At 39.6% G+C, this 25,068-nt stretch carries 20 protein-coding genes, 2 rRNA genes and 1 other annotated feature; of the genes, 20 read left to right on the forward strand and 2 right to left on the reverse strand.

Annotation, left to right across the window (positions count from 1 at the left end; genetic code table 11):
• Positions 1-168: 168 nt before the first annotated feature.
• The 5 genes from LCP48_RS00405 (at position 169) to asnB (ending at position 8,469) form a co-directional block, all read left to right on the forward strand.
• Positions 169-3,096 (forward strand): 23S ribosomal RNA (locus LCP48_RS00405).
• A 114-nt stretch (positions 3,097-3,210) separates the two neighbouring features.
• Positions 3,211-3,326 (forward strand): 5S ribosomal RNA (rrf, locus tag LCP48_RS00410).
• A gap of 269 nt (positions 3,327-3,595) precedes the next feature.
• Entirely contained in the window at positions 3,596-5,059 is a 1,464-nt protein-coding gene (gene guaB / locus LCP48_RS00415; RefSeq protein ID WP_004233999.1) for an IMP dehydrogenase, read from the forward strand.
• 140 nt (positions 5,060-5,199) lie between these two features.
• The gene (locus LCP48_RS00420) at positions 5,200-6,531 is read left to right on the forward strand and encodes a D-alanyl-D-alanine carboxypeptidase family protein (protein WP_004233998.1); all 1,332 of its coding nucleotides are present in this window, start codon (positions 5,200-5,202) and stop codon (positions 6,529-6,531) included.
• A 99-nt stretch (positions 6,532-6,630) separates the two neighbouring features.
• The gene (gene asnB, locus LCP48_RS00425) at positions 6,631-8,469 is read left to right on the forward strand and encodes an asparagine synthase (glutamine-hydrolyzing) (RefSeq protein ID WP_004233997.1); all 1,839 of its coding nucleotides are present in this window, start codon (positions 6,631-6,633) and stop codon (positions 8,467-8,469) included.
• Positions 8,470-8,484: 15 nt separating this feature from the next.
• Here the strand turns inward: asnB and pdxR are convergent, their stop codons facing one another.
• Positions 8,485-9,903 (reverse strand): MocR-like pyridoxine biosynthesis transcription factor PdxR, encoded by a 1,419-nt coding sequence (pdxR, locus tag LCP48_RS00430; RefSeq protein WP_004233996.1) that lies wholly within the window; start codon positions 9,901-9,903, stop codon positions 8,485-8,487.
• A 102-nt stretch (positions 9,904-10,005) separates the two neighbouring features.
• Here pdxR and pdxS point away from each other — a divergent pair, with 102 nt between their 5' ends.
• From pdxS to LCP48_RS00465, 7 genes are all read left to right on the forward strand, one after another.
• A complete protein-coding gene (gene pdxS / locus LCP48_RS00435) occupies positions 10,006-10,890 on the forward strand; it encodes a pyridoxal 5'-phosphate synthase lyase subunit PdxS (RefSeq protein WP_004233995.1) in 885 nt (294 codons plus the stop codon).
• A 1-nt stretch (position 10,891) separates the two neighbouring features.
• The gene (gene pdxT / locus LCP48_RS00440) at positions 10,892-11,455 is read left to right on the forward strand and encodes a pyridoxal 5'-phosphate synthase glutaminase subunit PdxT (RefSeq protein WP_004233989.1); all 564 of its coding nucleotides are present in this window, start codon (positions 10,892-10,894) and stop codon (positions 11,453-11,455) included.
• 49 nt (positions 11,456-11,504) lie between these two features.
• Positions 11,505-11,724, forward strand: a binding site (T-box leader).
• Positions 11,725-11,799: 75 nt separating this feature from the next.
• Entirely contained in the window at positions 11,800-13,080 is a 1,281-nt protein-coding gene (gene serS / locus LCP48_RS00445) for a serine--tRNA ligase (protein ID WP_004233987.1), read from the forward strand.
• Between the two features lie 141 nt (positions 13,081-13,221).
• Positions 13,222-14,412, forward strand: coding sequence for a sigma 54-interacting transcriptional regulator (locus tag LCP48_RS00450; RefSeq protein WP_225340579.1), 1,191 nt, complete (start codon positions 13,222-13,224; stop codon positions 14,410-14,412).
• On the forward strand, positions 14,385-14,555 hold the full coding sequence (locus LCP48_RS00455) for a helix-turn-helix domain-containing protein (protein ID WP_225340580.1): 171 nt from the start codon (positions 14,385-14,387) through the stop codon (positions 14,553-14,555). Before LCP48_RS00450 ends, LCP48_RS00455 begins: the two co-directional genes overlap by 28 nt.
• A 108-nt stretch (positions 14,556-14,663) precedes the next feature.
• A complete protein-coding gene (brnQ, locus tag LCP48_RS00460) occupies positions 14,664-15,995 on the forward strand; it encodes a branched-chain amino acid transport system II carrier protein (protein WP_009374244.1) in 1,332 nt (443 codons plus the stop codon).
• On the forward strand, positions 15,992-17,587 hold the full coding sequence (locus tag LCP48_RS00465; protein WP_009374245.1) for an amidohydrolase: 1,596 nt from the start codon (positions 15,992-15,994) through the stop codon (positions 17,585-17,587). The genes brnQ and LCP48_RS00465 overlap by 4 nt, the downstream gene beginning before the upstream one ends.
• A gap of 95 nt (positions 17,588-17,682) precedes the next feature.
• On the opposite strand, the gene tadA is transcribed toward LCP48_RS00465, so the two are convergent.
• Complete coding sequence (gene tadA / locus LCP48_RS00470) at positions 17,683-18,198, reverse strand: tRNA adenosine(34) deaminase TadA (protein WP_004233980.1); 516 nt, start codon at positions 18,196-18,198, stop codon at positions 17,683-17,685.
• Between the two features lie 223 nt (positions 18,199-18,421).
• Here tadA and LCP48_RS00475 point away from each other — a divergent pair, with 223 nt between their 5' ends.
• The 8 genes from LCP48_RS00475 (at position 18,422) to LCP48_RS00510 (ending at position 24,980) form a co-directional block, all read left to right on the forward strand.
• Positions 18,422-18,757, forward strand: a complete 336-nt coding sequence (locus tag LCP48_RS00475; protein WP_004233978.1) for an ArsR/SmtB family transcription factor — start codon at positions 18,422-18,424, stop codon at positions 18,755-18,757.
• Positions 18,758-18,777: 20 nt separating this feature from the next.
• Positions 18,778-19,731, forward strand: coding sequence for a cation diffusion facilitator family transporter (locus LCP48_RS00480; RefSeq protein ID WP_009374246.1), 954 nt, complete (start codon positions 18,778-18,780; stop codon positions 19,729-19,731).
• A gap of 66 nt (positions 19,732-19,797) precedes the next feature.
• Complete coding sequence (locus LCP48_RS00485) at positions 19,798-20,130, forward strand: metal-sensing transcriptional repressor (protein ID WP_004233976.1); 333 nt, start codon at positions 19,798-19,800, stop codon at positions 20,128-20,130.
• 31 nt (positions 20,131-20,161) lie between these two features.
• Positions 20,162-20,368: a copper chaperone CopZ gene (copZ, locus tag LCP48_RS00490; RefSeq protein ID WP_004233974.1), complete on the forward strand. Its 207-nt coding sequence runs from the start codon at positions 20,162-20,164 to the stop codon at positions 20,366-20,368.
• Between the two features lie 81 nt (positions 20,369-20,449).
• Positions 20,450-22,861, forward strand: a complete 2,412-nt coding sequence (locus LCP48_RS00495) for a heavy metal translocating P-type ATPase (RefSeq protein ID WP_009374247.1) — start codon at positions 20,450-20,452, stop codon at positions 22,859-22,861.
• 198 nt (positions 22,862-23,059) lie between these two features.
• A complete protein-coding gene (locus LCP48_RS00500) occupies positions 23,060-23,695 on the forward strand; it encodes a deoxynucleoside kinase (RefSeq protein WP_004233969.1) in 636 nt (211 codons plus the stop codon).
• On the forward strand, positions 23,695-24,363 hold the full coding sequence (locus LCP48_RS00505) for a deoxynucleoside kinase (RefSeq protein WP_009374248.1): 669 nt from the start codon (positions 23,695-23,697) through the stop codon (positions 24,361-24,363). The genes LCP48_RS00500 and LCP48_RS00505 overlap by 1 nt, the downstream gene beginning before the upstream one ends.
• Positions 24,364-24,470: 107 nt before the next feature.
• Positions 24,471-24,980: an LOG family protein gene (locus LCP48_RS00510; RefSeq protein ID WP_009374249.1), complete on the forward strand. Its 510-nt coding sequence runs from the start codon at positions 24,471-24,473 to the stop codon at positions 24,978-24,980.
• Positions 24,981-25,068 lie beyond the last annotated feature (88 nt).

Raw genomic sequence — 25,068 nt, forward strand, 5'->3', positions numbered from 1 at the left:
GGAATACAAACCTTGGGTTTGTAAGATTACGTTTTGCGTTCAGTTTTGAAGGTTCATTCTATCTGAATGAAACACTTCAAAACTTGTTCTTTGAAAACTGGATAAAACGACATTGAAATTGTAACAAACACATTTATTTTTTAAGTTTTTTTATAGGCTTAATAACTTGGTTAAGTTATTAAGGGCGCACGGCGAATGCCTTGGCACTAGGAGCCGAAGAAGGACGGCACTAACACCGATATGCTTCGGGGAGCTGTAAGTGAGCTTTGATCCGGAGATTTCCGAATGGGGGAACCCACTACGTTTAATCGCGTAGTATCTTGACGTGAATACATAGCGTCTTGAAGGCAGACCCAGGGAACTGAAACATCTAAGTACCTGGAGGAAGAGAAAGAAAAATCGATTCCCTGAGTAGCGGCGAGCGAAACGGGAAGAGCCCAAACCAAGAGGCTTGCCTCTTGGGGTTGTAGGACACTCAATACGGAGTTACAAAAGAGCGAGTTAGATGAAGCGACTTGGAAAGGTCCGCCAGAGCAGGTAAAAGCCCTGTAGTCGAAAGTTCGTTCTCTCCTGAGTGGATCCTGAGTACGGCGGAACACGTGAAATTCCGTCGGAATCCGGGAGGACCATCTCCCAAGGCTAAATACTACCTAGTGACCGATAGTGAACCAGTACCGTGAGGGAAAGGTGAAAAGCACCCCGGAAGGGGAGTGAAAGAGATCCTGAAACCGTGTGCCTACAAGTAGTTAGAGCCCGTTAATGGGTGATAGCGTGCCTTTTGTAGAATGAACCGGCGAGTTACGATTACGTGCAAGGTTAAGCTTTAGAAGGCGGAGCCGCAGCGAAAGCGAGTCTGAATAGGGCGAAGTAGTACGTGGTCGTAGACCCGAAACCAGGTGATCTACCCATGTCCAGGGTGAAGGTGAGGTAACACTTACTGGAGGCCCGAACCCACGCACGTTGAAAAGTGCGGGGATGAGGTGTGGGTAGCGGAGAAATTCCAATCGAACTTGGAGATAGCTGGTTCTCTCCGAAATAGCTTTAGGGCTAGCCTCGTGATGAGAATACTGGAGGTAGAGCACTGTTTGGACTAGGGGGCCATCCCGGTTTACCGAATTCAGACAAACTCCGAATGCCAGATATTTATACACGGGAGTCAGACTGCGAGTGATAAGATCCGTAGTCAAAAGGGAAACAGCCCAGACCACCAGCTAAGGTCCCAAAGTAATCGTTAAGTGGAAAAGGATGTGGCGTTGCACAGACAACCAGGATGTTGGCTTAGAAGCAGCCATCATTTAAAGAGTGCGTAATAGCTCACTGGTCGAGTGACGCTGCGCCGAAAATGTATCGGGGCTAAACGATTCACCGAAGCTGTGGATTGACATCTACGATGTCAGTGGTAGGAGAGCGTTCTAAGTGCGTTGAAGTCAGACCGGAAGGACTGGTGGAGCGCTTAGAAGTGAGAATGCCGGTATGAGTAGCGAAAGACGGGTGAGAATCCCGTCCACCGTATGACTAAGGTTTCCTGAGGAAGGCTCGTCCGCTCAGGGTTAGTCGGGACCTAAGCCGAGGCCGATAGGCGTAGGCGATGGACAACAGGTTGATATTCCTGTACCACCTCCTCACCGTTTGAGAAATGGGGGGACGCAGTAGGATAGGGTAAGCGCGCCGTTGGTTGTGCGCGTCCAAGCAGTAAGGCGTGTGTGTAGGCAAATCCGCACACTGTAACGTTGAGCTGTGATGGCGAGTCCGTATGGACGAAGTTCCTGATTTCACACTGCCAAGAAAAGCCTCTATCGAGGTGAGAGGTGCCCGTACCGCAAACCGACACAGGTAGTCGAGGAGAGAATCCTAAGGTGTGCGAGAGAACTCTCGTTAAGGAACTCGGCAAAATGACCCCGTAACTTCGGGAGAAGGGGTGCTCTTGAGCGTGCAAGCGCATGAGAGCCGCAGTGAATAGGCCCAGGCGACTGTTTAGCAAAAACACAGGTCTCTGCAAAACCGTAAGGTGACGTATAGGGGCTGACGCCTGCCCGGTGCTGGAAGGTTAAGAGGAGTGGTTAGCGCAAGCGAAGCTGCGAATTGAAGCCCCAGTAAACGGCGGCCGTAACTATAACGGTCCTAAGGTAGCGAAATTCCTTGTCGGGTAAGTTCCGACCCGCACGAAAGGCGTAACGATCTGGGCACTGTCTCAACGAGAGACTCGGTGAAATTATAGTACCTGTGAAGATGCAGGTTACCCGCGACAGGACGGAAAGACCCCGTGGAGCTTTACTGTAGCCTGATATTGAATTTTGGTACAACTTGTACAGGATAGGTAGGAGCCAGAGATCTCGGAGCGCCAGCTTCGAAGGAGGCGTCGGTGGGATACTACCCTGGTTGTATTGAAATTCTAACCCATGCCCCTTAGCGGGGCAGGAGACAGTGTCAGGCGGACAGTTTGACTGGGGCGGTCGCCTCCTAAAAGGTAACGGAGGCGCCCAAAGGTTCCCTCAGAATGGTTGGAAATCATTCGTAGAGTGTAAAGGCACAAGGGAGCTTGACTGCGAGACCTACAAGTCGAGCAGGGTCGAAAGACGGGCTTAGTGATCCGGTGGTTCCGCATGGAAGGGCCATCGCTCAACGGATAAAAGCTACCCCGGGGATAACAGGCTTATCTCCCCCAAGAGTCCACATCGACGGGGAGGTTTGGCACCTCGATGTCGGCTCATCGCATCCTGGGGCTGTAGTCGGTCCCAAGGGTTGGGCTGTTCGCCCATTAAAGCGGTACGCGAGCTGGGTTCAGAACGTCGTGAGACAGTTCGGTCCCTATCCGTCGTGGGCGTAGGAAATTTGAGAGGAGCTGTCCTTAGTACGAGAGGACCGGGATGGACACACCGCTGGTGTACCAGTTGTCTTGCCAAAGGCATCGCTGGGTAGCTATGTGTGGACGGGATAAGTGCTGAAAGCATCTAAGCATGAAGCCCCCCTCAAGATGAGATTTCCCATTACGCAAGTAAGTAAGATCCCTCAAAGACGATGAGGTAGATAGGTTCGAGGTGGAAGTGTGGTGACACATGGAGCTGACGAATACTAATCGATCGAGGACTTAACCAAAACGTTTGAAACATTCAATGCACCGTTTATCCAGTTTTGAAAGAATAATTCTTTCAACAAAAAAGAGAGCTTCAAGACGCCGTAATACGCCGTGTATTGGAGGTCGAATAAAAGTCTAGTGATGATGGCAAAGAGGTCACACCCGTTCCCATACCGAACACGGAAGTTAAGCTCTTTAGCGCCGATGGTAGTTGGGGGCTTCCCCCTGTGAGAGTAGGACGTCGCTAGGCAACAAAACAGTCAGCTGTGTGCTGACTGTTTTTTTACTTTCTCTTGATAACTTTTAACTTTACCAAAGAGTTTGATTAAATGTGTTTTTTGAATTTAAAAAATGCAAATAAGTGCCTCGAAATTGTAGTTAATTATTTGTATTGTTTATCTTAATTGTTATTTGTTAAAAATCTGAATTATCTTTCTTTTATAAGTTCCTTGACAGTAGCAGTCCACGTTGTTAATCTTACAATTAATATTCTTTTAACTATAGGAGGAAGTTACGAAAATGTGGGAGACTAAATTTGCCAAAGAAGGTTTAACTTTTGATGATGTACTATTAGTACCAGCTCATTCCGAAGTACTACCGAAAGATGTTGATTTATCAGTTCAATTAACACCAAAGATTAAATTAAACATCCCAATGGTCAGCGCAGGTATGGATACAGTTACAGAGTCTAAAATGGCGATTGCTATGGCACGTCAAGGCGGTATCGGTATTATCCATAAAAACATGGGAATTGATGAGCAAGCTGAACAGGTAGAAAAAGTAAAACGTTCTGAAAATGGTGTTATTACAAACCCATTCTTCTTAACTCCTACACATCAAGTTTTCGATGCTGAGCATCTAATGGGTAAATACCGAATCTCTGGTGTTCCTATTGTTGATAGTATGGAAAATCAAAAGCTAGTAGGGATTATTACAAATCGAGATTTACGTTTTATCTCTGACTACTCTTTAAAAATTGAAGATGTAATGACGAAAGAAGATTTGATTACAGCACCAGTTGGAACGACTTTAGAGGATGCTGAAAAAATTCTTCAACAATATAAAATCGAAAAGCTTCCAATTGTAGATGAAGAAGGTAGATTAACTGGACTTATTACAATTAAGGATATCGAGAAAGTGATTGAATTCCCGAATGCTGCGAAAGATACACATGGCCGTTTACTAGTAGGCGCGGCTGTTGGTGTATCAAAGGATACGATGGTACGTATTGAGAAGCTTGTAGAAGCACAAGTTGACATTGTTGTAATCGATACAGCCCACGGTCATTCAGAAGGCGTATTACAAACAATTCGTTCAATCCGTGAGACTTACCCTGAGCTAGAAATCATCGCTGGTAATGTTGCTACAGGAGAAGGCGCACGTGCATTATTTGAAGCAGGAGCAGATGTTGTTAAAGTAGGTATCGGTCCTGGTTCTATTTGTACTACACGTGTTGTAGCAGGAGTAGGTGTCCCACAAATTACAGCAGTATATGATTGTGCTACAGTAGCTCGTGAGCTAGGTAAAACAATAATTGCTGATGGTGGTATTAAATACTCTGGTGATATCGTAAAAGCACTAGCAGCTGGAGGCAACGTTGTAATGCTTGGTTCTCTTCTAGCAGGTACATCTGAATCTCCTGGAGAAACAGAAATCTTCCAAGGACGTCGCTTTAAAGTTTATCGTGGTATGGGTTCTATCGGCGCAATGGAAAAAGGTTCTAAAGATCGTTACTTCCAGGAGGATGCAAAAAAATTAGTACCTGAAGGTATTGAAGGCCGTCTTCCTTATAAAGGACCATTAGCGGATACAATCTACCAACTGATTGGTGGTATTCGCGCTGGTATGGGTTATTGTGGAGCTCCACATCTTGAACACCTACGCGAGAATGCACAATTTGTTAGAATGACAGGTGCTGGTCTACGTGAATCACATCCACATGATGTACAGATTACAAAAGAATCACCAAACTATTCCATGTAATATATTACTTGCAACTTTTATGCTTTCGCATCGTCTACAAAGATGGCGCGAGAGCATTTTTTATGGTAGAGAGTCAACACGTTTGTTGTTATCTATGATAAAATGTCGAGGACAAGATTATTTTTTGGAGGGCTTTAAAGGTGAAAAAGAAAATGAACACCGTATTACGCTTACTCCTAATTCCTGTTTTATTATTTAGTATTTTTGCAGGTATTCCTGCAAAGGCAAATGCGGAAACAGATTTAGGATTAACCGTGGATGCTGCGATTTTAATTGATGCAGATTCAGGGAAAATTTTATTTGAACAAAATGCAGATACTTCACTAGGTATTGCAAGTATGACAAAGATGATGACTGAATACCTGTTATTGGACGCGATTGATGCAGGGAAAGTTAAATGGGATCAAGAATATCACGTAACAGATTATACGTATCGTATGTCTCAAAATCGTGCATTAAGTAATGTACCTTTACGTAGAGATGGCTCTTATACGATTCGTGAGTTATATGAGGCAATGGCAATCTATTCAGCAAATGCAGCAACCGTAGCTATTGCTGAAACGATCGCAGGTTCTGAAACTGAATTTTTAAAGTTAATGAATAAAAAGGCAGAAGAACTTGGTTTAGAGGGCTATAAATTTGTCAACGCTACTGGTCTTAATAATGCTGATTTATTTGGTATGCATCCATCAGGCACAGGCCCAGAAGATGAAAATGTGATGCCTGCAAAATCTGTAGCAAAATTAGCGTATCATTTATTAAAAGATCACCCAAAGGTATTAGAGACATCTAAAATTGCAAAAAAGACATTCCGTGAAGGGACAGAAGATGCAATTAAAATGTCTAACTGGAACTTTATGTTACCGGGGTTAGTGTATGAATATCAAGGTGTAGATGGATTAAAGACAGGTACAACAAACTTTGCAGGTCACTGCTTCACAGGTACTGCAGAGCGCAATGGTACTCGTTTGATTGCAGTTGTAATGAAAGCTGTTGATGCAAAGGGACAAGGGTCATATGAAGCTCGCTTTGATGCCACTGCGAAACTATTTAACTACGGCTTTTCACAATTCTCAAAGCAGGAAATTTTACCAGGGAACTATACATTCAAAAATCAAAAAACAGTTAAAGTAACAAAAGGTAAAGAAGACAAAGTATCGATAGCAGTAAAAGAACCAATTTCATTTATGATTAAGTCTTCTGATAAAGACTTATATAAACCTACATTGGTTTTAGATAAAAAGAGTTTAGAGGCAGACGTTAAAAAAGACACTGTTGTAGGAAAGGTCGTTATTGAACGCACAGAAGGCACAGATTACGGCTTTATCGATGGCAAGGATATTTCATCCGATGTTGTCACAACAGAGGCTGTAGAGCGTGCTAGCGGTATCTCATTGTTCTTCCAAGGTGTAGGTAACTTCTTCGGTAATTTATGGGGAGGCATTACAGACTTTGTTGGTGGATTATTTTAATATTTAAATAAGAGCACATGAATGTACTTAAGCATTCATGTGCTTTTTCACATTTTTACACGCTACAGCATACACTAATAGGCGAAAGGATGTGGCTAAATGTGTGGCATTACAGGCTGGGCTAGTTTTCAAAAGGATTTAAGAACAAGTGACACAATATTAAAATCGATGACGCAAACATTAAATAAGAGAGGGCCAGATGATGAAAATATTTGGTGTAGTGAGCATATAGCATTTGGCCATCGACGGTTGGCTGTTATTGATTTAATCGGTGGTAAACAACCAATGAAAAAAATCCATGATGGTTTGAACTATGTCATTACATATAATGGCGAACTTTACAATACAGAAGAGCTACGTAAGGAACTCCAAAAAAGAGGGCACAGTTTTACAACACAATCAGATACTGAAGTACTATTAACTGCCTATATTGAATGGAAAGAGCAGTGTGTAGAATTTCTAAATGGTATTTTTGCCTTCGGTGTTTGGGATGAGCAAACACAGTCTTTATTTTTGTGTCGAGACCGACTAGGCGTAAAGCCCTTGTATTATACAGAGCAACAAGAAGGTGTACTTTTTGCATCTGAGGTGAAGGCTCTGCTAGCACACCCCACGGTTCAAGCATGTGTAAATGTTGAAGGGTTGGCAAGTATGATGGCTGTAGGACCTTCTAGAGAGCCAGGTAAAACCCATTTTCAAAATATTAAAGAATTACGGCCTGGCTATGCTATGCGATTCTCTAGAGAAGAAGGTTTAAGAAAGTGGCCGTATTGGCAGCTACAAAGTCGTAGACATGAAGAAACATTAGGAGAAACAATTGAACATGTTCGTTTTTTGTTAACGGATGCTATAGAACGTCAGCTAGTTTCGGATGTACCCATTTGTACGTTTCTTTCAGGAGGACTAGATTCCAGTATTATCACCGGCATTGCAGCAAATAGATTCCAGCAGCAAAGCCATCAGTTGCATACGTATTCTATTGATTATGAAGATAATGAGCGATTCTTTAACCCACATTCTTTCCAAACCTCCACAGATACGTACTGGATTCAAAAAATGACAGAAACTTTCAATACAGCTCACCACGCAGAGGAAATCACTCAGCAACAGTTAATTGATTTATTAGTGGAATCGGTCATTGTTCGCGATTCCCCAGGTATGGCAGATGTAGATTCTTCGTTATTATGGTTTTGTCGGGAAATAAAAAGGGAATTTACTGTAGCGCTATCAGGAGAGTGTGCAGATGAAATTTTTGGTGGTTATCCATGGTTTAAAGATAGGACTACTGGTTTCCCTTGGATCCGTTCATTGTCTGAAAGAAGTGCATTACTCCAAGAGAAGTGGAACAAAAAATTAAAAATTGAAGCCTATGCACAACAACTATATACACAAACAATAGCTGAAGTTCCTTTGTTAGATGGAGAAGGTCTAGCAGAGGCAAAGCATCGCGAAATGTCCTACTTAAATATGCTATGGTTTATGCAAACATTATTAGAGAGGAAAGATCGTATGAGTATGGGGGCAAGTTTAGAGGTACGTGTCCCTTTTGCAGATCATCGGCTTGTAGAATATGCCTGGAATATTCCGTGGGAAATGAAGAATTTAGATGGAATAGAAAAAGGATTACTTCGAAAATCAATGGCACATCTATTGCCGAATGAAGTGTTATATCGTAAAAAAAATCCTTACCCAAAAACATATCATCCTGTCTATACAGCAGGAGTGCAAAAATGGTTGAAGGAAATTCTACATGATAAAAACTCAATTTTGCATGAACTATTTGAACGACAAAAGCTTGCGGAGTTAATTGAATCGGGAGGTAGCTCTTTTAATGTTCCGTGGTATGGGCAATTAATGGCAGGTCCCCAGCTTTTAGCTTATCTAGGGCAAATTCATACTTGGTTTGAGCATTATCAAATTCAATTAATTGAGACTTAATATAAAACGACCCATCTACGTAGATGGGTCATTTTTTTGTATACTCCAGCAATCCATCAACTGCTCAATGGATGATTCGATTGCTTGTACGGGAATCCCTCCAAAACCTAATAAAAATTTAGCTTGTGAAGATTCATAATCATCTAGTCTATAGGCTGATAATGGGTAAATACCGATCTCTGCTTGAGAGGCGAGCTGTTGTAATTTTTTTTCTGAGAATGTGTGTTGAACCTCTAATAAAATATGCATACCCGCTTGTTCACCAGTAATGTTAATGGATGATGAATATTTTTCTAAAATAGAAGTTAGTTTATCATGTTTTTTACGATAAATTTTACGCATACGATTGAGATGCTTTGCAAAATGTCCATCACCCATAAAATTTGCCACAATATGCTGATCAAAACGAGGCACAGTTGATGAGTAATAATTAAAGACATCGTTATAAGTAGCAAGTAGCTTAGGTGGAAGTACAAAATAAGCTACTCGCAAGGATGGCATTAAAGATTTGGTAAAAGTACTCATGTAAATAACTTTATCGTTTCGATCTAATGCGTGTAGGGCAGGAATTGGTTTTCCAGCATAACGAAATTCCGAATCATAATCATCCTCAATAATATAACGAGAGGTGCTTTGTGCCGCCCAATTTAAAGCCTGTGCTCGTCTTGTAGCAGATAATACAGCTCCAGTTGGGAACTGATGTGAGGGTGTAATATACACAACATTAGCATCTGTTTTTTCAAGATCATGAATAATTATGCCCTCTTCATCAACTGCAATTGGATAAACTTTTCTTTTATGCTGTGAAAACATTCGATGGACGGCAGGGTATCCTGGATTTTCTAATGCAAAGCTGGTGTCCTCACTAAAAAGACGGAGAATCATAGGGAGGAGCTGCTCTGTCCCTGAACCAATAACAATTTGTTCAGGGTGACATACAACACCACGGGATTGATATAAATAATTAGCAATCTCTGTGCGTAAAGACAGTTCTCCTTGTGGTTCCCCTGTTAATAATAGCTCCTTTGAGGTATCGTCAAAAAGCTCTTTTGCATACTTTCTCCATGTTTGAAATGGAAAAGCATCGATATCAATAGATCCTGGATTAAAATCGATTTTGTAAGACTTTTTCTTAGGATGTTCATTAATGGACGCCACAGTATCTTGTTGAATGTAGGGCAGTTCATCTATTTCTTCTACAAAATAGCCAATACGTGATTTGGACATAATATAGCCTTCAGCTAATAGCTGAGCATAGGCAATTTCAATTGTTGTTTGGGAAATGTTTAAAAAATCTGCTAATTTTCTTTTTGAAGGCAGTTTTTCTCCTACAGTTATTTTCTTAGAAATAATAGCTTCTTTAATACCGTTATAAAGCTGATCATAAAGCGGTTTATCACTATCTCTTTCAAGCTGGAATAAAAGCATATCCATGATTTGGAACCTCCTGACCTTATAGATATTTTGGAAACTGGATATTTTGATATGGTCAATTTCTATTATACTAAACTTCATCATAAAGGTGGAGGTTAGAAAATGAAACGAACAGGTACAGAGCTAGTAAAACGTGGAATGGCAGAAATGCAAAAAGGCGGCGTCATTATGGATGTCATTAATGCAGAGCAAGCAAAAATTGCAGAAGCTGCAGGTGCTGTAGCAGTTATGGCATTAGAAAGAGTACCTTCAGATATTCGGAAAACAGGTGGCGTTGCACGCATGGCTGATCCTCGGATTGTTGAGGAAGTAATGGGAGCGGTAACTATTCCTGTGATGGCCAAAGCACGTATTGGGCATATTGTTGAAGCACGTGTTTTAGAAGCAATGGGTGTTGATTATATTGATGAAAGTGAAGTTTTAACACCAGCAGATGAAGAATACCATTTATTAAAAAGTGAATACACAGTACCGTTTGTGTGTGGCTGTCGTGATTTAGGGGAGGCAGCCCGTCGTATCGGGGAAGGTGCCTCGATGTTACGAACAAAAGGTGAACCAGGAACAGGGAATATTGTGGAGGCAGTTCGCCATATTCGTAAAGTAAATGCACAGGTTCGTAAAGTCGTAGGTATGACAGAGGATGAATTAATGACAGAGGCGAAATTACTAGGGGCTCCTTTCGAGTTATTAAGAGAAATGAAACGTCTTGGTCGTTTACCAGTAGTAAACTTCGCAGCAGGAGGAGTGGCGACGCCTGCCGATGCAGCCTTAATGATGGAACTTGGAGCAGATGGCGTTTTCGTTGGTTCAGGTATTTTTAAATCTGAGAACCCTGAAAAATTTGCACGTGCCATTGTAGAGGCGACTACTCATTATAAAGACTATAAGCTTATTGCGGAAATATCAAAAGAACTCGGCGTGCCAATGAAGGGGATTGATATTGCACAGCTTGGACACAACGAGCGTATGCAAGAGCGAGGTTGGTAGCATGAAGCGAATTGGTGTATTAGCATTACAAGGAGCAGTTCGTGAGCATATAAAAATGTTAGAGGCTCTTGGTTGTGAAGCAATTCAAGTAAAACAAAGAAAGGATTTAGGAAACCTAGATGGACTTGTGTTACCAGGTGGAGAAAGCACAACAATGAGAAAATTGCTGGATCGATTTGATCTGCTAGAGCCAATTCGTGGACTTGCACAGCAAGGATTATCAATACTTGGTACATGTGCGGGATTAATTTTATTAGCCAAGGATCTAATTGAAGATGAACCACATTTGGCTGTGATGGACGTGACTGTAGCAAGAAACTCATATGGACGTCAGTTGGATAGCTTCGAAGTACAACTAGATATTCCTAAAATAGGTATAGGGATTCCAGCGGTATTTATTCGTGCACCTCATATTGAAGCCGTAGGTAAAGGTGTTGAAATTCTTGCACAACATGAAGGGAAAATAATCTTGGCACAAGATGGCCATTTATTGGGTTGTTCGTTTCATCCCGAATTAACAGAAGATACACGAATTCTTGAATATTTTGTATCCTCTATGGTATGACTTGCAAAATTTGTTTTCATATAGTACAGTATGGTTAAATTTTAAATAACTGAACACGATGATGGGAAGTAGTAGCAAGCACGTTTTTTTTAGAGAGTCAGCGGTTGGTGGAAGCTGATAAAAGCACTTGTGAATCCGTCCTGGAGTTGCACAGTCGAAGTGAATGAAGTAGGCTGTAGCCGGCTGAAATGCCGTTATGAAATAAGTGGATTAGGCAGAAGTATGTCTAGTCAATTAGGGTGGCAACGCGGGTAGCTCTCGTCCCTTTTTAGGGATGAGGGCTTTTTTGTGTTCATTTCACTGCAACAATTTTCCATCATGAAGAAACTATTGGAGGTATGAAGATGTTAGATATTAAACGCGTACGTGAGAATTTCACGGAAATTAAAGAGATGTTATTAACACGTAATGAGGACTTGGGAAATTTAGATGACTTTGAAGACTTAGATGCAAAACGTCGGGAATTGATTGCCAAAACAGAAGATTTAAAAGCAGAGCGCAATAAAGTATCTGAACAAATCTCAGTTATGAAACGTAACAAAGAAAATGCTGATGAAGTCATTACTCGTATGCGTCAGGTTGGCGATGAAATTAAAGAATTAGATGTGCAATTAAATGATGTGGAAGAACGCTTTAAAGATATGATGATGCGTTTACCAAACATCCCACATGAATCTGTACCAGTAGGCACAACAGAGGACGACAATGTTGAGGAATATACATGGGGTGAAATTCCGACATTTGATTTTGATATTAAAGCACACTGGGACCTTGCTACGGATTTAAAAATTGTAGACTTTGAACGCGGCGCGAAAGTAACAGGTAGCCGTTTCTTATTCTATCGTGGTCTTGGTGCTCGTTTAGAACGGGCATTAATGACTTTCATGATGGATTTACATGCAGAGGAGCATGGTTACGAGGAAATGCTACCACCTGTCATTGTTAATCGTGATAGCCTAACAGGTACAGGGCAACTTCCGAAATTTGAGGAAGATGTATTCAAATTAGAGGAAACAGATTATTTCATGATTCCAACGGCAGAAGTACCAGTAACGAACTTCTATCGAGATGAGATTTTACCGGCTGAAGCTTTACCACAAGGCTTTGCAGCGTATAGTGCGTGCTTCCGTTCAGAAGCGGGTTCAGCAGGTCGTGATACACGTGGTTTAATTCGTCAACACCAGTTCAATAAAGTAGAATTAGTACGTTTTGTAAAACCAGAGGAGTCATACGAACAATTAGAGCTATTAACAAGTCATGCAGAAAAAGTATTACAATTATTAGGCTTACCATATCGTAAGTTAAAAATGTGTACAGCTGATTTAGGTTTTACTGCAGCGAAAAAATATGATTTAGAAGTTTGGATTCCTGCACAAAACATGTACCGTGAAATTTCTTCTTGCTCTAACTTTGAGGATTTCCAGGCACGACGCGCAAATATCCGCTTCCGTCGTGAGCCAAATGCTAAACCAGAATATGTGCATACATTAAATGGTTCAGGTCTTGCCATTGGCCGTACAGTTGCTGCTCTTCTAGAAAACTACCAACAAGCTGATGGCAGCGTAGTAATTCCTGAAGTTTTAAGACCTTATATGGGTGGTAAAGAAGTAATCGCACCAAAATAAACAAGAGATAAAGCTATTTTAGACAATTCCTTTATGAATGTTCTAAAATAGCTTTTTTGTGTTGCAAAAATTGAATTCTCTCATAATTTTTGAAAATTCGTTATAATGGGTAATATTCATGGGGACAAGGGGGAGAAATTCATGGAATTGCAACAATTTGCACAGGCTTTCAGTGAATTTGATAATGTTTTAATTACAGATGATAAAGGCTGTGCAATCTTTTATGACTTAGCAGATTTAAATATATTATTGGAAATCGGCTTAACACCAGATGAATTTTTTCACAGCACTGTGACTGATAATTATCAAAATTTATCACCTGAGACAAGTACTGTCTTTCAAGTCATACAAACAGGGCAGCCAGTTTTATACTATGAACAACAACTTACAACATTAAACGGATTTAGTTATTTATCACTGAGTTCGACCTATCCCATTATGGAGCATGGAAAAGTCATGGGTGCCATTGAGTTTTCAAAACATTTTTATGAAACTAAGCAAATTAAATACTTAGATAATTTCCTGGGACATAAATTATATCGAGATAATCATACGACCTACCGTTTGGAGGATTACATTACGACAAACGCCGAAATGAAAACTCAACTTGAAAAGGCACGTCGTAGTGCTCAAAAAAGTGCACCAGTTTTACTAACTGGGGAAACTGGAACTGGGAAAGATATTATCGCACAAGGCATACACAATGAAAGTGAACGCTATACAAAGCCGTTTATTACTTTGAACTGCTCAACATTAACAGAGGATAATATATTTACTCAGCTATATGGCTCAGACAATGAAGCAAAAAGTGGAAAGTTACAGGAGGCTAATGGTGGGACACTACTCATTGACCACCTAAATTTATTGGATATATCTTTGCAGGCGAAACTTTTACATGCGGTAGATATAAAAGTGTTAAATGGTGAGCCCTTAGATATACGGTATATTACTACTGTCAATGAAGATGTAGATAAACTATTAGCTGAAAAAAGGCTACGTGAGGACTTATTTTATCGCTTAAATGTTCTCCAAATTGATTTGCCGCCGCTAAGATTAAGGAAGGAAGATATTCCACTTATCCTTGATTTTTATATACAATTTTACAATGAACATACACTACAGAAAAATGTAAGCTACCGTAATGAAGTAATTCAATTATTTTATGCCTATCATTGGCCGGGGAATGTGCGTGAACTAAAAAATGCCCTTGAATCGGCATATAATAATTTGCTTGGGGATGAAATACTTGTTGAACATGTTCCAGAGAGGATTAAAAAAATGTTCAACATTCAACTCAATCGATCATGCAAAACAACCAATCTGGACATTTAAGAGATTTAACGGAAGCCTACGAGCGTCTAATAATAGCGGAAAAGTTGCGTGAAACGGATGGCCGATTAGCGGAAACAGCTAGACGTTTAGGTATTTCTCGTCAATTACTAAAATATAAGTGTTTAAAATATGAATTGTTGTAAAAAAAATTTTACAAAAAGGGGATAAAAATTTATCTCCTTTTTTCGTGTTCTTAAATTTTTTATTATTTAGATAAATCTTCTGTAAACGATTATAAAGGGGTTGAGGATATGTCTAAAGTTGTGCAGCATACGATAATCGTGGGGCTAGCCTTATTTGCTATATTTTTTGGTGCTGGGAATTTAATATTTCCGCCATCCATAGGAAATAGTGCAGGGGAATCTTGGATTTCCGCTTTGATGGGCTTTAGCTTAACGGGTGTTATTTTACCTGTGCTTGCGGTGTATGCAATTTATAATACTGGGGGAACTGTGGAAGCGCTCACAAGACCAATCGGAAATTGGTTTTATAAAGCCTTTAATACGGTCATGATGGTTTGTATTGGGATGGTTGTCACAATACCGAGGATGTCAGCGACAACTCATGAATTAGGGGTATCCCAAATTATTCCGAGCGTCCCTTTAATTGTGTCAGTATTAGCATTTTTCGCGATTTGCTTTTATTTTGCGATGGACCAATCAAATGTGATCGATAAGATTGGGAAATGGTTGACGCCTGTTCTTGTTCTTATCCTTATCATCCTCATTGGTAAAGGAGTACTAGACCCAATAGGAGGGGCAATTAATACAGGAGCAGAAAGGGTTTTTGCCAACTCCATAATAGCAGCCTATCAAACAGGAGATGTGGGAACAGGTATTCTTTGTGCGCCAATCTTTTTAGCAGCAATAGTTGGCTATGGCTATAAAGGGAAACAATCTAAAAAGGTCGCGCTTGGTGGAATGGCTATTGCTGCAATAGGGTTAATTGCAGTATATGGTGGCCTGCTCTATTTAGGGGCTACAAGTAGTGGTATCATCACCAATCCTGGCAGTGATACAGAACTATTAGCGGGCATTGCCTTTAGTGTCATTGGTAATTTGGGTAAAGCGTTACTAGCTATATGTGTTGTTTTTGCCTGCTTAACATCAGCGATTGGCGTCATGGTCATATCATCACAGTTTTTAAATGAACTAACAAAAGAGAAGCTTGGCTATAGAACGTGGGTCTTTATTATGTGTGTAGTAGGCGCAACTATTGGCTCCTTAGGTGTAGGTGCCATCGTTGAAATAACATTGCCGATTTTCTTGGTAATTTATCCTGTCATTATTGTACTTGTGCTACTGGGAGCCTTTGATCGTTTTGTACCAAATGCAGGAGCCTATAAAGGGACTGTACTATTTGCATTTTTAGTAAGCATTGTTGAAACATTCGCTAGCTATGAAATTACGATACCTGGTGTGACACAGTTGGTCATGCATTTACCATTGCAGTCTAGTGGTTTTGCTTGGATCGTGCCATCTATTGTTGGCTTTATTATCGGTACTATTTTGCATAGGGTACTGAAAGCAGAAGATCCTGAAAAATCTACTTTTGGTATGGAAGAAATAGGAGTTGAAAAATGATGAAAATTATTTGTAACGCAAAGATTTACACGGCAGATACTAATCAGCCATCTGCAACGGCTATGGTAATTGAAGAAGGAAAGGTACTTTGGATTGGACAACAGGAAGATTTACCTCCCTATCAGGGAGAAGTAATAGATGTACAAGGAAAGCTCATTATTCCTGGGATTATTGACGCTCATATGCATCCCATTATGTTAGCGGATGTTTTGGAACAAGTGGCTTGTTTACCTCCGTATATTTATTCTATTGAGGATATAATTAATGCACTAGCAAACTATGATGCAAGTCAGCGGGGATGGCTATTAGGCTGGGGCTATGATGAAGGGAAACTAAAGGAAAGAAGAGCGCCTTTAAAAGAGGACTTAGACCGTGCCTCTACAGAACTACCTGTCATTGTTATGCGTACATGTGGTCATATTATATCGGTCAATAGTAAAGCATTAGCAATCGCAGGTATTACGAAGGATACGCTTGATCCACAGGGTGGACAAATCGATCGGGATGAAAATGGAGAACCTACAGGCGTACTGCGTGAAAATGCACGTAATCTAGTACTACAGCATTTACCTACACCATCTGAAGAAGAGATTGTCAAAAGGCTCCTAAAGCTATCACAAACTTTGGCATCCTATGGTGTAACAAGTATTACAGAATTAATGGCTACGGTAGCACCAATTGATTATTTAGGCCTGTATCGTAAAGCCCGAGAAAAAGGTTTTAAGCAACGCGTAGCAGTTTATTATATCTGGGAAGATATTCAACGATATGAGCTGTTGACAGCAAATACTATTGATCGTTCTGCAGGAGCCTATATCGGAGGCATCAAGCTATTTTCGGATGGGAGTGTTTCAGGCCGTACAGCACTTGTTTCTGAGCCATTTTTGGGAAGTGATGAAAAAGGCATAGCGATGACTTCGAAAGAGGAGCTGCTAGTGGCTGCTGCGGTAGCAAAAGAATATGGTATTCAATTAGTGGTTCATGCAATGGGGGACAGAGCCATTGATCTAATTGTCGACACATTTTATGAGGAAAAGGCTTGGTTAACAGATGCACCGTCTGTTCGTATTGAGCATGCAGCCATGCCATCTAAAAGTGCCTTGCAAAAAGCTGCTGAATGGGGGATAGGCTTTGTGCCACAACCGATCTTCTTATTTTGTGAAATTGAGAGTTATTTAGAGAATCTAGGTCTAGAAAAAACACAGACATTATATGGTGTACAAACATTTCTCAAGAGGGGGATTGCGACAGCGCTCTCTTCAGATGCGCCTGCTACATCATGGGCAGAAGCGGCTAATCCCTTTGTTACGATACAAGCAGCTGTTACACGAAGAGCCTATGATGGAACAGATTTAGGCGCGGCAGAAAAAATCTCTGTAGAGGAGGCATTACAGCTATATACAGTTGATGCCAAGACGATGATTCGTATGGAGAACGTTGGTCAGTTAAAAGAGGGCTATGAAGCTAATTTTGTTGTACTAACAGAAGATTTGCTGACGCTTTCACATAACCAGCTTATGCATGTAAAACCATTTGCTACATATATCGAAGGAGAATGTGTTTTTACACAATCCACTATTCAAGCTCAATAAATTAGTTATGAAGATGTTCGCTGCTACGACACATTTTATATATATCGCCATTCCCTTAAATATTAAAGAAGGTGTCTCATTAGGAGGCACCTTCTTTAATGACCATTTACATCGTTGGAAGCTAATCGCGCTTTTTTCTCAGCTTTTTTACGATCTCGTAATGCCTTAAAAAAGTCTGTTAAAATTTGACCACATTCCTCGGCTAAAATCCCTTCTGTTACATCACAATCATGATTAAAACGTTCATCATTTAATAAATGGTAAAGAGAATCTACACAACCAGCTTTTTGATCTCTTGCCCCATAAACAACTCGGGGTACACGTGATTGGAGAATGGCTCCTGCACACATTGGACAAGGCTCCAATGTAACATAAAGAGTAGTATCCTCCAGTCGCCAACTCCCTATTTTTTTGCAGGCTTCTTGAATCACTAACAGCTCCGCATGTGTTGTTGCATTTTGCGTTGTTTCTCTTAAATTATGCGCACGTGCAATGATTTTTCCTTCATAAACAAGTACTGCACCAATTGGTACTTCCCCAAGTAAGGCAGCCTGTTGAGCTTCCTCTAATGCTTGTTTCATAAATAAACGATCTGCGTCAAAAATATCCACTCATATCTCTCCTTAACAGTAGTGTAGCGTGCTGAATTGGTAATTGCTACTGTTAACTTCTTTTCGGATGTTATATTCATCTAAAATCATTGCAGCCATGCGTAAGTGATTGACCTGTAATATGTCGAAGCATAAATACTTGTTGACATTCCTTATATATCCATATATATTTATATATGAACACATGCTCATATATAAATATTGAAGAATGGGGTAAACTTCTATGGATGAAAAATTAAACAGTTCAGAAATGCAAAAAAATATTGATCAGCATTTAGATGAAGAGACATTATTTGTAGTATCTCAGACTTTTAAAGCATTGAGTGATCCAACACGAATTCGTATTTTAAACTTACTTTGTTCAGATGAACATTCTGTTAATGATATTGCAGAAATTTTAGATTTAGGCCAATCAACCGTTTCCCACCAATTACGCTTTCTTAAAAATTTAAGATTGGTGAAATTTAGGAGAGAAGGAACAACCATATATTATTCTAAGGACGATGATCACATTATGAATTTATTGAAGCAGGCTATTGAGCATGCGGCTCATAATTAAAATGAAATGGGGGAATAACAATGGGACATCAACACGACCATGGCCATGATCATACACATGGTGCAAATAAAAAGGTATTATTACTGTCATTTATTATTATTACAGGGTATATGGTAGTAGAAGCCATTGGTGGCTTTTTAACAAATAGTTTGGCTCTTTTATCAGATGCAGGGCATATGTTAAGTGACTCTATCTCTTTAGGTATAGCAATGTTAGCTTTTATGTTTGGGGAAAAAGCTGCAAGCTATAGTAAAACATACGGCTATAAACGATTTGAGATTTTAGCTGCAGTATTGAATGGCATTACATTAATAGGAATCGCATTATTTATTTTCTATGAAGCAATTGAACGATTTACAAACCCACCAGAAGTAGCTACAACTGGAATGCTTATAATTAGTATAATTGGTTTGTTCGTTAACATTTTAGTTGCTTGGATTATGATGCGTGGAAGTGATACAAAGGATAATTTAAATATGCGCGGAGCATTTTTACATGTACTAAGTGATATGCTAGGGTCTGTAGGCGCTATTGTTGCGGCACTATTAATTATGTTTTTCGGCTGGGGATGGGCAGATCCTCTTGCAAGCGTTATTGTTGCATTATTGGTCGTACGAAGTGGCTACCATGTCACAAAAGCCTCCATTCATGTCTTAATGGAGGGGACACCTTCAAATGTAGATGTTCAGGAGATTATTCAGTTAATAGAACAGACTGATGGAATAGAAAGTATCCACGATTTACACATCTGGACAATTACTAGTGGAACGAATGCATTATCCTGTCATGCGGTTGTCAATGATCAATTGAAAATAGCTGAGAGTGAGCATATCTTGCGGAAAATTGAACATAATCTTCAACATAAGGGCATTAAGCATGTAACAATTCAATTAGAAACATCCTTACATCGACATGATAATTCCATTTTATGTAAATTAGAAAGTGACCATGAACATCATCATGATGATAAATAAAATTTTCAATGACTTGCATACCCTTCTTGGGTATAGTATGATAATTCCAAATAGGAGGTGTAGTGAATGGAGGAGACAGTAAAAGAGGATGCTTGTCATACAGAGGAAGCTACGTCTTGCCGAAAAAGTCATCACCCTGAGCGTGTGAAAAAGGATCTAACAACTCGCTTAAATCGAATTGAAGGTCAGATTCGTGGTATTAAGGGAATGATTGATAAAGATGTTTACTGTGATGATATTATTACGCAACTATCTGCTACACAATCTGCATTAAATAGTGTGGCAAAAATATTATTAGAAGGTCATTTAAAGGGCTGTGTTGTGGATCGTCTATCAGAGGGCGATGAAGCAGTATTAGATGAGTTAGTAATAACGATCCAAAAGTTAATGAAAAAATAGATTGAAAACATACAAAAGGAGAGATTTTTTTATGCAAAACGTAACATTAAACGTACAAGGAATGTCATGTGGTCATTGTGTAAATGCTGTGGAAAAAAGTGTTGGTGCTCTAGCTGGTGTTGAACAAGTAAAAGTTAATTTAGCAGATGGCTTAGTGGATATTGCATTTGATGATGCACAAGTATCACTTGACCAAATTAAAGAAACAATTGATGACCAAGGATATGACGTAAAATAATAATTGTAGAGTGCTCTAGTAGCACTCTCTTATTTTCAAAATTATATACCCCCTGTTGGTATAAGGAGAGGTGAATGGTAAATGAGTTCTGCTAGTAAAGAAGCTAATTTGCAAATAACGGGTATGACATGTGCAGCCTGTGCCACTCGTATAGAAAAAGGTTTAAATAAAATGGATGGTGTAGAACATGCAACAGTAAATTTAGCACTTGAAAAATCATCTATTAAATATGACCCAACTAAACTATGTGAAGCAGATTTTGAAAAGAAAATAGAAGCACTTGGCTATGGCGTTGTTAAACAAAAAGCTGAACTTGATATTACCGGTATGACATGTGCAGCCTGTGCAACTCGCATTGAAAAAGGATTAAATAAATTAAGTGGTATTTCCTCTGCTAATGTCAACTTAGCACTGGAAAAAGCGATGATTGAGTTTAATCCTTCGGAAGTGTCCATCGCAGATATCATTACAAAGGTTGAGAAGCTAGGCTATGAGGCACATCAAAAGGCAGATGAACAGGAAACCGTAGATCATCGCGAAAAAGCTATCAAACAGCAACAACATAAATTTATTATATCGGCTATACTTTCTTTACCACTGCTTTGGACGATGGTTGGTCATTTTTCCTTTACGTTATTTTTATACGTTCCAGAGTTTCTAATGAATCCTTGGGTCCAAATGGTATTGGCTACGCCTGTGCAATTTATTATTGGTAAACAATTTTATGTAGGGGCATATAAAGCATTACGCAATGGTAGTGCAAATATGGATGTGCTTGTTGTTATGGGGACATCAGCGGCCTATTTCTATAGTGTCTATCAAGCGATTGTAACGATAGGATCACACCATGGTCCACATCTTTATTTTGAAACCAGTGCTGTATTAATTACACTTATTTTATTAGGTAAATTATTTGAGGCAAAGGCAAAAGGACGTTCATCTGAAGCCATAAAAAAATTAATGGGACTTCAAGCAAAGACAGCGATCGTTGTACGTGACGGTATAGAAAAGGAGATCCCATTAGAGGAAGTTATCATTGGCGATGTTATTTTAGTGAAACCAGGTGAAAAAATTCCTGTAGATGGTGAGGTAATAGAGGGGACAACAGCTGTTGATGAATCGATGTTAACAGGAGAGAGTCTACCAGTTGATAAAAAGCAAGGTGATCAATTATTTGGCTCAACTATTAACAAAAATGGTTTTATTAAAATGACTGCAACAAAGGTTGGTCGTGATACAGCATTAGCACAAATTATTAAAGTGGTCGAAGATGCTCAAGGATCGAAGGCACCTATTCAACGTTTAGCAGATCAGATCTCAGGAATTTTCGTACCTATTGTTGTTGGCATAGCCATTGTAACCTTTTTCATTTGGATTATTTGGGTCCGTCCAGGGGAATTTACACCTGCTTTAGAGGTATTAATCGCAGTTCTTGTCATTGCTTGTCCATGTGCACTTGGGTTAGCAACACCAACTTCAATAATGGCAGGCTCTGGACGTGCAGCTGAGTTTGGTATTTTATTTAAAGGTGGAGAACATTTAGAGCAAACACAAGGCATAGATACAGTTGTTGTAGATAAAACAGGAACAGTGACACATGGTAAACCTGAGCTTACAGATGTTCTGTTAGCGCCAGAGCAAGATGAAGCACGTTTTTTATCCTTAATCGGGGCAGCAGAGAAGCAGTCAGAGCATCCACTAGCAGAAGCCATTGTTCAAGGCATAGAAAAACGCGGCATAGCTTTAGGTGACGTTCAGTTCTTTGAAGCAATACCGGGTTATGGTGTGCAGGCAACTGTCTCAGGTCAAGGTGTTATCATTGGCACACGTAAATTAATGCAACAATATGATATTCGTATTAATGATATTTTACCAACAATGGAGCAACTAGAACGAAATGGTAAGACAGCCATGTTAGCAGCCATCAATGGGCAATATGCAGGTTTAGTAGCTGTGGCTGATACCGTGAAAGATACATCAAAAGAAGCTATTCGTCGTTTACAGGATATGGGTATTACGGTCATCATGATGACTGGTGATAACGAGCGTACTGCTCAAGCAATTGGAACAGAGGTAGGCGTGAATCATGTTATTGCAGAAGTCTTACCAGAAGGTAAAGCTGATGAAGTGAAAAAACTTCAAGCCCAAGGGAAAAAAGTAGCGATGGTAGGTGATGGTATTAATGACGCACCTGCCTTAGCAACAGCGAATATTGGGATGGCAATTGGTACAGGGACAGATGTTGCAATGGAAGCAGCAGATATTACGCTAATTCGTGGAGATTTAAATAGTATCGCGGACGCCATTCTAATGAGTAGAAAAACAATGCGTAATATTAAACAAAATCTATTTTGGGCATTTGCTTATAATACATTAGGTATTCCAATTGCTGCACTCGGTCTGCTTGCTCCATGGGTAGCAGGCGCAGCGATGGCCTTTAGTTCAGTTTCGGTCGTATTAAATGCACTTCGTTTACAACGAGTGAAATTATAAGTAGGTATAAAGGCATCGGGAAGTAGATTCTCGATGTCTTTTTTCTATGTCACCAGGAGAAGAATACCACAGGTAAATTTACTAGAACAATAGGTTGATTCTGTTTTTCATTTTCCTACTATGATAAAATGAAAGGTACTGATTCATTTTATGTAGGACACAATGATCGAATCCATAGAACAAAAGGAGGAGCTTCTGGTGACGGTTCCATTTGTTACGGTAGAAGGTCCGATTGGTGTTGGTAAAACCTCTTTATCGAAAGAGATAGCAGCGACATTTAATTACCATCTATTAAAAGAAATTGTAGACGAAAACCCTTTTTTAAATAAGTTTTATGAAAACATTGAGGAGTGGAGTTTCCAAACGGAAATGTTCTTCCTTTGTAATCGCTATAAGCAACTAACTGATATTAAAAAATTTCGTTTAGCACATGCCAAACCTGTTGTAGCAGACTATCATATTTTTAAAAATTTAATATTTGCGAAGCGTACATTGGCACCAACAGAATACGAGAAGTATGAAGAGATCTATAGAATTTTAACGAAAGACATGCCTGTTCCAAATGTAGTGGTTTATTTACATGCCAGCGTTGAGACATTAATGAAGCGTATCGCCATGCGAGGGCGAGAGTTTGAAAAGATGATTTCACGTGATTACATGGAGCAGCTTGTGGCCGACTATCATTCTTTTATCGAGCATTTTGAAAGCATGCATCCCGAAATTCCAGTTATTCGATTTAATGGAGATCAGCTTGATTTTGTAAAAAATCCAAATGATTTAAATCATGTTTTAAAAATAATTAAAGATACGTTACAACAAAGGAGTTTGCAATAATGAATCTAAGAGAGAAGTACGATATTCCACCACAAACGGTTATTACAATTGCTGGTACTGTTGGGGTAGGAAAATCGACGATGACAAAGGCTTTAGCAGAGGCACTGAACTTTCGTACCTCGTTCGAGAAAGTAGACACAAATCCATACCTTGATAAATTTTATGAGGACTTTGAAAAATGGAGCTTTCATTTACAGGTCTACTTTTTAGCAGAGCGTTTTAAAGAACAGAAGCGTATTTTTGAATATGGTGGAGGATTTGTACAAGATCGTTCTATTTATGAGGATACTGGCATTTTTGCTAAGATGCATTATGATAAGGGAACAATGAGCCCAACAGATTATGAGACTTATACAAATTTGTTTGATGCAATGGTGATGACACCTTATTTTCCACATCCAGATTTGCTTGTTTATCTTGAAGGACCTATTGAAGCAGTTATTGGACGTATTCAAGAGCGTGGACGTACAATGGAGCAACAAACACCAAATGATTATTGGATAGAAATGCATGAACGCTATGAAAATTGGATAAACAATTTTAATTCTTGTCCAGTTCTACGTTTAGATATTAATGATTATGATTTATTAAAAAATCCTGATGCCATTGAATCAATTGTAAGCCGTATCAGTCATATGCTAAAACAAACAAGCCATTTACGAAAATAAAAGTAAAATAAATGACCAAAAAACGTGAGACAATATATAGCCGATTGTTTCACGTTTTTTGAATAGGAGGGATTATTATAAGAATCGCAGTGTATTGCGGATCCGGTTTGGGTAAAAGCCCTATTTATGCAGAGAAAGCGGCTGAGCTTGGTACAGCATTGGCAAAAAATGGTCACGGGGTTGTCTATGGTGGTTCTAAAACAGGCCTAATGGGGAAGGTGGCCGATGCTGTTTTAGCAGCTGGAGGAGAAGTGATTGGTGTGATGCCAACACATTTACAAAAGCGTGAATTGGCCCATGCCTCATTAACAGAAATTCATATCGTAGACTCTATGCATATTCGTAAAGCTAAAATGGCCGAGTTAGCAGATGCTTTTATTGCTCTGCCAGGTGGCGCAGGCACTTTAGATGAATATTTTGAGGTATTTACTTGGGCTCAGATTGGACTTCATACCAAACCTGTCATTTTATATAATGTCCATGGTTTCTATGATGCACTTCTACAGCATTTTAAAACAATGCTAGAGGAAGGCTTTATACGTGCAGAGCAAAAGAAGTTCTTACGTGTAGCGGCTACCTCTGAAGGGATTTTACGTTTATTAAAAAAACATGGATGAACACTCTCCATGTTTTTTATCTTGATGCAGCAGGTACACTAACATCCGCTGCAATTACACTGAGGCATAATTAATGTAATATAAAAGT

This window comes from Lysinibacillus capsici, from assembly GCF_020217405.1.
In the GTDB taxonomy this organism is placed as follows: Bacteria; Bacillota; Bacilli; order Bacillales_A; family Planococcaceae; genus Lysinibacillus; species Lysinibacillus capsici.